At 61.0% G+C, this 12,249-nt stretch carries 7 protein-coding genes; 3 read left to right on the top strand and 4 right to left on the bottom strand.

The window, feature by feature from the left end; translation table 11 throughout:
• Window positions 1-4 precede the first annotated feature (4 nt).
• From EQV96_RS01475 to EQV96_RS01460, 4 genes are all read right to left on the bottom strand, one after another.
• Window positions 5-1,390, bottom strand: a complete 1,386-nt coding sequence (locus EQV96_RS01475; RefSeq protein WP_095000237.1) for a GntP family permease — start codon at window positions 1,388-1,390, stop codon at window positions 5-7.
• Between the two features lie 105 nt (window positions 1,391-1,495).
• The gene (locus tag EQV96_RS01470) at window positions 1,496-4,555 is read right to left on the bottom strand and encodes an efflux RND transporter permease subunit (RefSeq protein WP_240881120.1); all 3,060 of its coding nucleotides are present in this window, start codon (window positions 4,553-4,555) and stop codon (window positions 1,496-1,498) included.
• 9 nt (window positions 4,556-4,564) lie between these two features.
• On the bottom strand, window positions 4,565-5,677 hold the full coding sequence (locus EQV96_RS01465) for an efflux RND transporter periplasmic adaptor subunit (protein WP_179292895.1): 1,113 nt from the start codon (window positions 5,675-5,677) through the stop codon (window positions 4,565-4,567).
• An 89-nt stretch (window positions 5,678-5,766) separates the two neighbouring features.
• Entirely contained in the window at window positions 5,767-7,314 is a 1,548-nt protein-coding gene (locus tag EQV96_RS01460; protein WP_130871483.1) for an efflux transporter outer membrane subunit, read from the bottom strand.
• A 241-nt stretch (window positions 7,315-7,555) separates the two neighbouring features.
• Here EQV96_RS01460 and EQV96_RS01455 point away from each other — a divergent pair, with 241 nt between their 5' ends.
• The 3 genes from EQV96_RS01455 to EQV96_RS01445 all read left to right on the top strand — a co-directional run bounded on the left by EQV96_RS01455 (window position 7,556) and on the right by EQV96_RS01445 (window position 12,169).
• Entirely contained in the window at window positions 7,556-8,992 is a 1,437-nt protein-coding gene (locus EQV96_RS01455) for a coniferyl aldehyde dehydrogenase (RefSeq protein WP_095019932.1), read from the top strand.
• Window positions 8,993-9,104: 112 nt separating this feature from the next.
• Window positions 9,105-10,274: an acyl-CoA dehydrogenase family protein gene (locus tag EQV96_RS01450; protein WP_095019168.1), complete on the top strand. Its 1,170-nt coding sequence runs from the start codon at window positions 9,105-9,107 to the stop codon at window positions 10,272-10,274.
• A 32-nt stretch (window positions 10,275-10,306) separates the two neighbouring features.
• Window positions 10,307-12,169: a long-chain-acyl-CoA synthetase gene (locus tag EQV96_RS01445; protein WP_240881119.1), complete on the top strand. Its 1,863-nt coding sequence runs from the start codon at window positions 10,307-10,309 to the stop codon at window positions 12,167-12,169.
• Window positions 12,170-12,249: the final 80 nt, after the last annotated feature.

Genomic DNA, 12,249 nt, shown 5'->3' with positions numbered 1-12,249 from the left:
ATGGTCAGAAGCTGCCGAACGTTGAACCCAGCACCATGACCACCAGCAAGGCGGTCATGGGCACAACGGTCGTCATCATGAAAATTTGCGGGTAGGACTGGCGGTGCGTAAGGTTACAAATTGCCAGTAAGGTGATCACCGCGCCCGAGTGGGGCAGGGTGTCCAGGCCGCCGGCAGCAATGGTAGCGACCCGGTGAAACAGGTCGGGGCTGATGCCCGCGGCTTCGATCATGCGCAGATAGTCCGCGCCCAGGGTGCGGAAGGCGATGCTCAGGCCTCCGGACGAGGAGCCGGTAATGCCTGCCAGCACGTTCATGCTGAGCACGGCCGAAATCAGCGGATGCTCCGGCGAGACATTGAGGATGGTGTCCTTGATCAGCGCAAATCCGGCCATACCGGCGATCACCGCGCCATAGGCCACTTCCGAAGCTGTGTTGAAGATCGGCAGCAGGGCGCCGATGGTGCCCTTGTTGAGGGTGACCGTCAGGTTGTCCCAGCGGCGCCAGTTGAGCAGGATCACAAATACGATTGCGCACATCAGGGCCAACAGCACGGACCACAGCCCTATGACGCTCACCGGGTCGATATTGCCAAAGCGCTCTTCACGCAAAACGCTGAGGTCCAGGGCAGGCAGGATCCAGTAGCTGAACGCCGCGTTCAGGCCGATCACCACGATTATCGGCAGCAGGGCTACGAGCAGTCCGGGTTTTTTTATGCTGGCATTCGACGCAATTTCGTCGTCATGGGGGCCGTAGCCTTCACCCTTGGCCATGGCCTTGCGGGCTCGCGATTGCAGCATCCAGCTGCCCATCCACAGCATGACGATCGACGCGATGATGCCCAGGCCCGGGGCGGCGAAGGTGGTGGTGCCCAGATAAGCCGTGGGAATCGAGTTCTGTATCGACGGTGCGCCAGGCAGCGCGGTCATGGTGAAGGTAAAGGCCCCCAGCGCGATGGCCGCTGGCATATAGCGTTTTGGCGTGCCGGACTCACGAAAAATTGCCGCCCCGATCGGGTATACGGCAAAGGCCACCACAAACAGCGATACGCCACCGTAGGTCAACAGCGCACAGGCCAGCACTACGGTGAGAATTGCATGGCGATGGCCGAGTTTGCGCATAAACCAGTCAGCGATGGTATGCGCTGCTCCGGAGTCGGCGACCAGCTTGCCGAACAGGGCACCGAGTATGAACAGGGGGAAAAACTTGATCACATAGAGCCCCAGCTCCTTCATGAACAGCTGGGTAAAGGTGGGCATGATATCTGCGGCTGCCCCGCTGAGAAGAACGGCCAGCGCGGCCATCAACGGCGCCAGGATCAAAACCGTCACGCCCCGGTAGGCGAAAAACATCAACAACAGAAGGGATATCAGTATCGCCATCGTGCTCATGGGTGGCTCTCTTATAATTATTGTTTTGGCTTGTTTTTGTGCTTACGTTTACGTTTGCGTCAACCTAGAGCACGTATGCGACCCTGTCAACCTTGCTCCCTGTATTCATCCGCCGCGCGGATCTGTCGAGGGTCGTGCAGCCTGGAGGTGATGGCTGGAACCGATAAACATATACATCGCCGGCACCATGAACAGCGTCAGCAGGGTGCCGATAGACAGCCCGGCGAAGATCACCAGACCCATGTCATGGCGCCCTGCAGCCCCGGCACCGGAAGCCCAGACCAGCGGCACCACGCCCAGTACCATCGCGGCCGTGGTCATCAGGATCGGCCGCAGACGCACGCCGGCGGCTTCCTCAATGGCCTCACGCTTGCTGCGGCCTGCGCTTTGCAGTTCATTGGCAAATTGCACGATCAGGATCCCGTGCTTGGTGATCAGCCCCAGCAGCGTCACCAGGCCCACCTGGGTGTACACATTGATCGAGGCAAAGCCCATGGTAATAAAGGCCAGCGCACCAAACAGTGCCGGCGGCACCGAGAACAGAATGACCACCGGATCGCGGAAGCTTTCGAACTGGAAGGCCAGGGCCAGGTAGACGATTAATATCGAGAACAGCAGCAAGCCGACAAAGCCGCCGGACTCTTGCATGAACTGACGCGACTCGCCGGAAAAGTCCGAGGTGTAACCCGAGGGCGCAATATCGTTCAGGATAGTGTTGAGCCTGGCCAGCAACTCGCCCTGGGCCACACCGCTGACGCCCGAGAGGGTCGCCGAGTTCAACTGCTGGAAGTGATTGATCGACTCGGGTTGTGTCGAGGTCTCGATATGCGCCACCGTGCGCGCCGGGATCATCACACCGGCGGGCGTACGGATGTAGTAATCGAGAATCTGCTCGGGGTTGAGCCGGTCAACCTGCAGTACTTGCGGGATGACTTTGTATGAGCGCCCGGCGGTCGAGAAGTAATTGACGTAGTTGCCACCCAATGCAGCTGACAGGGCTGCGCCGACATCTGCCTGGGTCATGCCCAGTGCGGCAATTTTTTCCCGGTCGACCACCAGTCTGGCCTGCGGTTTGTCCAGTTTCAGGTCCATGTCGGCAAACCAGAACAAATGTTGCTTCTGGGCTTCGGCCATCACGGCCTGAGCCACTTCATTGAGGTTTTCTACCGAGTCTGTGGTGGTGATCACAAACTGCACCGGCAATCCCTGGGCGCCCGGTAACGAAGGCAATGGGAAGGCAGCGACGGTGGCCCCCGGCACCTGATTCCATTTTTGCTGAAGATCGAAGATCAGCTCGGCCTGGGAGCGTGTGCGTTCGCTCCAGGGCTTGAGCAAGACCCCGCCCAGGCCCTGATTGAGGGCGGGCAGCCCGGTCAGCTGGAACATCTGCGCGTATTCAGGCTCCTTGCTGGCGATCTGAAACGCCTGGTCGGCAATGCGCTCCATCTGTTGCGGTGCAGCTGTCGGCGGGCCTTTGATCATCATGAACACCAGCCCCTGGTCTTCGGTCGGTGACAGTTCGCTTTTGGCGGTCATGCCACTGGCGGCGACCAGTACAAACAGGACAAAGCCAAAGGTCACCAGCACCGGCCAGATATCCAGACCGGCTGACAAAACGCGATGGTAACGCCCGCGCAGCCAGTCAAAACACTGATCGAGCCGGCGCGCGAAGCGACCTTCATCCTGCCCGGGTTGCAACAGCCGGGAGGTCATCATCGGTGACAGCGTCAAGGCCACCACTGCCGATACCGTTACCGCACCGGCCAGGGAAAAACAGAACTCCTTGAACAGTGCCCCCGTCAAGCCGCTGCGCAGCCCGATCGGCACATAGGCGGCAATCAGCACCACCGTCATCGCGATGATCGGGCCGCCCAGTTCACGCGCCGCCATCAACGCGGCTTCAAATACACCTTTGCCTTGCTCCTTGATATGCCGGTCGACGTTTTCCACCACGATAATCGCGTCGTCCACCACCAGACCAATGGCCAGAACCAATGCAAGCAAGGTCAGCAGGTTGATCGAGTAACCCAGCAGGTACATGACAAAGAAGGTGCCGACCAGCGACAGCGGTATCGCCACCAGTGGCACTATCACCGCGCGGAATGAGCCGAGGAACAGGTAGATGACCACCGACACTATGACCATTGCTTCCACCAGGGTCTTGACCACCTCGACAATCGAAGTATTGATGAACGCTGTGGAGTCATAAACGATTTCGCCGCGCACGCCTGCAGGCAATTGCGCTTGCAGTTCGGGGAAGGCGTCGCGCACGCTGCTGGCAACGCTGAGGATATTGGCATTGGGCGCGGCTTTGATACCGACAAACACCGAACGTTTGCCGGAAAACGCCACGCTGCTGTCGTAGCTTTCTGCACCCAGGGTCACCGTGGCGACATCTTCCAGGTACACCAGGGCATCGTCGTTGTTCTTGATCACCAGCCGCTTGAATTCATCTACCGTGTGCAAGTCGGTTCCGGCCGTCAGGTCTACCGTGACCATTTGCCCGCGGGTTGAACCCACGGCAGACAGGTAGTTGTTGTTGGCCAGCGCCGCGACTACGTCCTGGGCGGTGACGTTATGGGCCGCCAGTTTGTCCGGGTCCAGCCAGGCACGCAGGGCGAACTGGCGCCCACCGAGGATTTCTGCGGTTTGCACGCCCTGGATCGAGTCGAGCTTGGGTTTGACCACCCGCACCAGATAATCGGTGATGTTATTGGTGGGCAGGGTGTCGCTGTAGAACCCCAGGTACATGGCATCCGTGGTTTGCCCCACCGCAACCGACAGCACCGGTTCCTGGGCCTGGGCCGGTAGCTGGTTCTTGACCGAGTTGACCTGGGTGTTGATCTCGGTCAGGGCCTTGCTGGCGTCGAAGTTCAGCCGCAGCGTGGCGGTAATGGTCGAGACCCCGGTAATACTCGACGAAGACAGATAATCGATGCCCTGGGCCTGGGCGATCGCCGACTCCAGTGGCTGGGTGATAAACCCGGCAACTGTGGCTGCATCGGCGCCGTAGTAGGCGGTGGTAATAGTGACCACCGCATTTTCGGTTCGCGGCCATTGGTTGACCGGCAATTCGAAGATCGAACGTAGCCCCAGGATCAGGATAAACAGCGAAACCACTACGGCCCAGACCGGGCGCTGGATAAAGGTATCGGTGAGCTTCATGGGTCACCTTTAATGTTCTTGAGGCGTTGGCGCCGCATCGTTGAGCGGCGCAGCACTGTTGTCGATCTGCACCGGCGAGCCATTTTTGAGTTTCATCTGACCACTGGTGATCAACAGATCGCCTTCCTTCACACCGGACAGGATGGCGACCTGATCGCCACGGGTCGGTCCGGTCTTGATAAAGGTCTGTTGTGCCGTGAGAACGTCTTCACCCTTGTCGTTCTTGCTCGACAGCGCGATAAAAACGGTGGTGCCGTAGGGGTTATAGGTGACGGCTGTCTGTGGCACGGTCAGGTAGCGCAGCACCGCCCCCGAGTCGACAACTGCGCGGGCAAACATGCCGGGCACCAGGTTTTTCCCGGGGTTGGCAACGCTGGCTTCGACCGTGACGTTACGCGTGGTCGGGTCGAAGCGGGTGTCTATGGTGCTGACGCGCCCCGTGAATGTCTGGTTGGAGAGGCCGTCGGCGGTCACCGATACTTTTTGGCCGACAGCAATGGCTTCCAGTTGGGTCTGGGGCACGTTGAAGTCGATATAGATGGGGTCGAAGGTTTGCAACGTGGCGATTTTGTCACCGGGGTTGAGGTATTGCCCGGGGTTGACAGCAGTAATGCCTATACGCCCGGCAAAGGGCGCACGAATGGTTTTTTGCGCCACCAGCGCCCGCTGCTGTTCTGCGGCGGCCAGTTTGGCTTTGAGGTCTGCGTTGTCGGTGTCCACTTGCGCCTGGGACACGGCGTTGACCGCCAGTTGTGCGCGGTCACGCTTGAGGACGATGGCGGCCAGGTCCGCCGTGGCTTCCAGCGAATGGAGCAGGGCGATGTCCGAATCAGCATTCAATTGAACCAGCAGCGCCTGTGCTGCCACTTCCTGGCCCGGTGTAAAACCGATGCTGCGCACAATGCCGCCCGCTTCGGTGGTCACATCGACCCCGCGCACGGCTTTTATCGAGCCCACGGCGGTCACCGTCGGCTGCCAGTCGTCGAACGGTACTTGCATGGCGGTGACGACGGCGGCGGGCAAGGGCTGCTTTGCCTGGTTAATCATGGCTGAGATCTGCGCGAACTTGACCCCGGCGATGATCGCGACAATCACCAGCACCACCCCGATCATGATAAGCATCGGCCGCCACAGCCTGCGCCTTGCAGTGGGTTGCGCGAGTGAGTCGTTGTTGACGTCAGCCATGGTTGTTCTCGCTGTTTCAATGGTATTCAGTCGAGCCGCGTGGGTTTGGCGGGCGCGGTCTTGTTGTGACTCGGCATGAGTTCTTGCCAGGTCGGCAAGCCGAATCGGTCAGGGCGGCCCTGGGGGTCAGGGTCGCTGCGGTTCCACCAGCCGCCGCCCAGAGCCTGGAACAGCGCTGCGGTATCGCTGTAGCGCACGGCCTGGGCCTGGACCCGGCTGAGCACGGTGTTCTGGTAGGTTTGCTGCGCCGTGAGCAGGTTGATATAAGCCACCGCTCCCAGGCGGTACTGCGCCTGCACCAGGGCAAGGCTGGCCTGGGCGGACTGCTCCGCAGCCACTTGCTGCTTGAGCGCCTCGGCATCGGCCTCCAGCGCCCTGAGCACGTTGGCCACATCCTGGAATGCGGCAAGCACCGTACCGCGGTACTGCGCCGCCGACTGGTCATATGCCGCAACCGCCGCCCGTTTTCGGTGTTCAAGCGCACCAGCATCGAACAGCGGTTGGGCAATTGCCCCGGCCAGGCTCCATACACCCGAGCCTGCGGAAAACAGCGTGCTGCCGCTGGCTACCGTGGAACCCAATGAACCGGTAATGCTGAACTGTGGCAACTGATTGGCCACCGCCACGCCAATATTGGCACTGGCCTCATGCAGTTGCGCCTGAGCGGAGCGCACATCCGGACGCTTTTCGACGATTGCCGAGGGCAGACTCACTGGCAATTCTTGCGGCAGATGCAGGGACGCCAGGTTGAAACGCTCGCCCTTGTCCTGATTGGGGAACCTGCCCAGGTAGGCCATCAACTGGTTCCGGGTTTGCGCCAACTGCTTTTGCAAGGGCGCCAGAGTAGCGCGGGTTTGCGCCAAGGCAGTTTGCTGGGTCAATACATCGGTATCGGCAATGGCACCGAGGCGCCGCTGCGCCTGCAGCAGGTCGAGCTGGTCGCTCTGTAGCTGGATGATTTGCCCGGTCGCCGCAATCTGATCGCGCAGGGACGCCAGGCTGACGGCGGTATTGACCACATTGGTGGATAGCGTGAGGTAGGTGGCCTCAAGCTGAAAACGCTGGTACTCGGCTTGCGCCGTGGACGACTCGATCTGCCGGCGCGTACCGCCGAAGACATCCGGCGCATAGGACACGCTCAGTGACGCGGAGCTGAGTGTGAGAATCGGCGACGACGCCGTACCGGATGTGGTCCCGGAGACTTTCTGGCGGGTTTTCGACAAATTGCCGTTCAGGACGGGAAACAAGGAAGCCTGATCGACATACACCTGCTCATTGGCCTGGCGCAATGCTGCTTGCGCGGCGCTGATATCCGGGTTGGCGCGCAAGGCCTCTTCCACCAGGGCGTTCAATTCCGGCGAGCGGAACAGTGTCCACCATTGCCCGGGTATATCCATGCCGGCAATCAGGCGTTGCGCAGCGCCGCCAGCGTCGATATCGGCCCGGGCGGTGGTCGTGAGGTTGTGCGTGGAGTAACCGGCATCCGCAGCAACTTCGGGACGAACAAAATCAGGCCCCAGGGTACAACCTGCGAGGGCAATGAACAGCAGACTCAGCGGCAAGCACCGTTGCATCCGACAGCCCTCCTGAAAGGGCAGGTAGTGACGGGATTCAAGTCACGTTGGCAGTTGGACTGAACGTTAATCCAAGCGCGGGACAACCGCAACCAGAGGAAACCTTCGCCATTGGCGGGGTGTACAGGTTACGGGGCCACTCTGACTTACTCGTCCACTTGGACGAGGCGCTTGCACGCAGGATCGGGCTAGCTTTCGATCAGGGTGTTGTGCGGGCCCTTGTTCAGTTGAGGAGGCATCAATGAGTTGTGCAATTTCTTGCGCTGATGGTCTGGCAGCCCTGTTGCTTGAGCAGAAAGCCGCGTTCAACGCTCAGGGCGCAGTCAGCGCTGCGCAGCGCCGGGCGCGAATCCAGCGGGTAATCGACATACTGGTGGACCACCACCTGGCGCTGGCCGAGGCGATGGATGCCGACTTTGGCGGTCGCCCCCGGGGGTTCTCATTGATGAACGATGTGCTGGGGGCACTGGGCTCGCTCAAGCACGCCCGGGACCACCTCGAAAGCTGGATGCAGGATGAACCGCGACAGGTCTTCAGCCCCTATGACCAGCTCGGTGCCCAGGCATGGGTGATGTACCAGCCCAAGGGCACCGTGGGCATTCTGGGGACCTGGAACGCGCCGCTGTACACACTGCTCAGCCCGCTGGCTTCGGCGCTGGCGGCAGGTAACCGGGCGATCCTCAAGCCCTCGGAGGTGGTACCGCGCACTGCCGCGCTGGTTGCCAGGCTGTTTGCCGAACTGTTCGACCCGCTGGAAGTGGGGGTGGTCACCGGCGGCGCCGACCTGGCCCAGGCTTTTACTGCGCAACCCTTTGATCACCTGGTGTTTACCGGCAGTACCGCCGTGGCCCGCTCGGTGATGGGTAATGCAGCGCAAAACCTGGTGCCGGTGACACTGGAACTGGGCGGTAAATCGCCAGTGATCGTTGCCCGCAGCGCGGATCTGGCCACGGCGGCCTTTCGCATTGCTCTGTCCAAGACCACCAACAGCGGTCAGGTCTGCATCAACCCGGACCTGGTCTACGTTGCCCGTGAGCAGCTTGAGGCGTTTATCAATGCCTTTGCTGGCGCTTACCGCGGGTTCATCCCCGAGGTAAGCGACAACCCGGATGTAGTTGCCGTGGTCAACCCACAACATCTGGCCCGGGTGGAAAATCTGGTTGACCAGGCCCGTCAAGCCGGTGCCCGGGTGATAAGCCTGCCCTATGCGCAAGCGGTCGATATGCAAAACCGTCGGCGTCCGTTGCAACTGGTTATCGACCCGCCTCAAGACAGCCTGATCATGCACGAAGAGATCTTCGGCCCGGCCATGGTCGTGCTGCCCTACGACGAGGTCGACCAGGTGATTGCGCATATCAATGACCGGCCACGGCCACTGGCCCTCTACTACTTTGGCAACGATGCCCTTGAACAGCGTCATGTGCTGGAGCACACCCTGTCCGGTGGCGTCACCCTCAATGACGTGATGATGCATGCCGCCTTGCATGATGCTCCGTTCGGCGGTATCGGCGGCTCGGGCATGGGCCATTACCACGGCCGTGAAGGGTTCCTTGAATTCAGCCACCTGCGCACCGTACTCAAGGCACCCGACCACGATCCGCGCGGCGAATGGGGCTTGCTGCCGCCTTATAGCGAGCATTTCGAGGCGGCAATGCTGGCGCAGATCACTCGGGATTGATCCTGGCAGACGGTTGTTTTGTTCGTCCATACAGACGAAGCGGCGGGGCGCAGACAGCCTTAGAGTGAGCCGCACACAAGCACGTTTTCTAACAGTCTGGAGGCGCGTCCCCATGTTTGTCGATCTCACCCCTGAACAGCATGCATTGCGACTCAAGGTCCGGGACTATTTCCAGAACCTGATGACTCCCGAGCTGCGCCAGCAGATGCGCGGTACCGAAGGTGGCGAGCTGTTTCGCCGCACCATCGCGCAAATCGGTCGCGATGGCTGGCTGGCGGTAGGCTGGCCCAAGGCCTATGGCGGGCAGGGTTATGGCCCGACCGAGCAATTGATTTTCTTTGAAGAAGCCAATATCGCCGGCGCGCCACTGCCATTCGTGACCATCAGTACCGTTGGCCCGGCGCTGATGGCCCACGGCTCGGCGTTGCAAAAGGATAAATTCCTGCCAGGGATCGCCGCCGGGGACATCAACTTCGCCATCGGTTACTCCGAAGCCAGTGCTGGCAGCGATCTGGCGGTACTGAAAACCACCGCCCGTGAAGATGCCGACGGTTTTGTGGTCAATGGCAGCAAGCTCTGGACCTCGGGCGCCGATGCGGCCGACTTCATCTGGCTGGCGGCCCGTACCGACCCCGAGCAGGCGCGTCACAAGGGCATTTCGATCCTGATTCTCGACACCCTTGCCCAAGGGTTTTCCAGCACCCTGATCCCGACCTCCGGCAACCCTACGGCGGCCACCTATTACGACAATGTGCGGGTGCCACGCAACATGCTGGTGGGTGAGCTGCATGGCGGCTGGAAACTGATTACGGCTCAGCTCAACCACGAACGCCTGGGCCTGGGGGCCTGGTCCGACAAAGTGGTCAGCCTGTTCAACCGCGTCTATCTGTGGGCACGTTGCGCCGATGAGCAGGGCCACCGCGCCACCGATGTGGCCTGGGTCAAGCGCGATCTGGCCGAGTGTTATGCCCGGCTTGAAGCGATGCGCCTGATCAATTTCCGGATTGCCGCCGACCTTGAACGCGACCGTGTGGACGTCGCACTGGCCTCGACCACCAAGGTCTACGGCTCGGAGTCGGCGATCGAGATCCTGCGCAAGCTGTCAGCCATCCTGGGTGCCAGTGGCCTGACCCGGGCCGGTTCGGCAGCGGCTTATCTGCTTGGCGAGCTGGAATATGAGGTGCGGGCATCGGTCAACCTGACCTTTGGCGGTGGCACCAATGAGATCCAGCGCGAGCTGATTGCCCAGTTCGGCCTGGGCATGCCGCGCACACAACGCTGAGTTACGCAGTGGCCCCAATATCGGAGATAAGGATGAACGATTTCAACAACGCAACCCTGCTGTCCAGTGCCGAACGCGCAGTTGTGCCACGGGAGCAGACGCAGGCAATTCTCGATTTGCGGGCCGCCGCCAGTGCCCGGATCAAACCGGCCGATCGCTACACCCTTGCCGATCGCCTCGAAGAGCAGGCGCAGCGTCACGGCGAACGGCCCTTTATCATTTATGGCGAACAGCGTCTCAGTTTCGCCCTGATCAATGCCCGCGCCGACCGTTTGGCCCATGTCCTGTATGCCCGCGGCCTGCGTCCGGGTGATGTCTGCGCCCTGGCGATGGAGAACCGCCCGGAGTTTTTCTGTTGCTGGTTCGCCCTGGCCAAGCTCGGCGTGGTGGCGGGTTTCGTCAATACCCAGGTCAGCGGCCGGCCACTGGTGCACGCGCTGCAGGCGATCGATGCCAAGGCCATGCTGGTCGGCGAAGAGGTGCTGGGCAATGTGCTTGCCACTCAAGGCTTGCCACCGCTGCCCTTATGGCTGGTAGCGGATACCGAGCAGCCATGGACCGGGGCCATGCCGTCACAGGTCGATACCGGACTGGCTCAAGCACTGGCCACAGCCCCCGCCATGCCATTCCCTCGTGATGTGCGCGCCGACCTGAGAGCCGAGAGCCCGTGCCTGCTGATCTTTACCTCGGGCACCACCGGCCTGCCGAAAGCGGCGCGCTATAGCCATATGCGCTGGATGTCGACCGGTGACATCATGGAAATCACCCTGCAAACCACCGCCCATGACGTGTTCTATTGCTGCTTGCCGCTGTATCACGGTGCAGCCGCCACGTCAGTGACGTCCACCGCGCTGAAAACCGGTGCAGCCATTGTGGTACGGCGCAAATTCAGTGTCCGTGAGTTCTGGAACGATGTGCGCAAGCATCATGTGAGCGTGTTCCAGTACATCGGTGAAATCTGCCGCTATCTGCTCAACCAGCCCGAGGTGGCCGGTGAACGTGACCACGGTCTGCGCTGCATGCTCGGCGCCGGGTTGACCCGCGAAAGCTGGCAGAACTGGCTGCGCCGTTTCGGGCCGATCCACGTGTTTGAAGGCTGGGGCTCCACCGAGTCCAACACCAATGTGGTCAATGTCGACAATTATCTGGGGGCTTGCGGCCGTGTGCCGTACTGGGAAAAGAGCAACTTGCGCCTGGTGCGCTATGACGTTGAAACCGACAGCCACCCACGGGACGAAAATGGCTTCTACCAGCTGTGCGAGGAGGGCGAGGTGGGTGAGGCCCTGGGTTTTATCATCAACCATCCCGACATCGGCGGCGGGCGTTTCGAGGGTTATACCTCAGCCGAGGCGACTGCCAGCAAGATTCGTCGCAATGTGTTCAGCCAGGGCGATGCCTACTGGAGTTCAGGTGACCTGCTGCGTTTTGACAAGGACGGCTACCTGTATTTTATCGACCGCATTGGCGACACTTTCCGCTGGAAAAGTGAAAACGTTTCCACCCTTGAGGTGGCGGCTGCGCTGGGCGACTTCGAAGGCCTTGAGCTGATCAACATTTATGGCGTGCAAGTACCCGGGCAGGAGGGGCGCGCCGGTATGGCGGCGGTGTTGATGCAGCCGGGCCGCCGCTTCGACCCGCAGGCGTTCTATGCATTGACCGAAACGCGCTTGCCGCGTTACGCCGCCCCGGTGTTCGTACGGGTATCGGCAGCGGCTGACCTGACCAGTACCTTCAAGTTGCGCAAGGTCGACCTGCAACGTCAGGGCTATGCCCCTGCAGCATTCAGCGACCCGCTGTTTATCCGTGATGACAGCAGCCGCAGCTATGTGCCGTACAGCGCACAGGTGCTGGAGCGCATTGGCCTGGCCGCTTTTGTCGGGGACACCAGCCAGTGACCGGTCGGCCTGCGGGGCAGGTCTTCTGCACGATGCCCCGCATACCGTTTACAGCGACTGTCGGTAAACCTCAGTCAGGC

Source organism: Pseudomonas sp. TMW22080 (assembly GCF_022496745.1).
Taxonomy (GTDB): Bacteria; Pseudomonadota; Gammaproteobacteria; order Pseudomonadales; family Pseudomonadaceae; genus Aquipseudomonas; species Aquipseudomonas bubulae.
The sequence above is the reverse complement of the archived record's forward strand: the minus strand, read 5'-3'. Positions and strand labels throughout refer to the sequence as shown.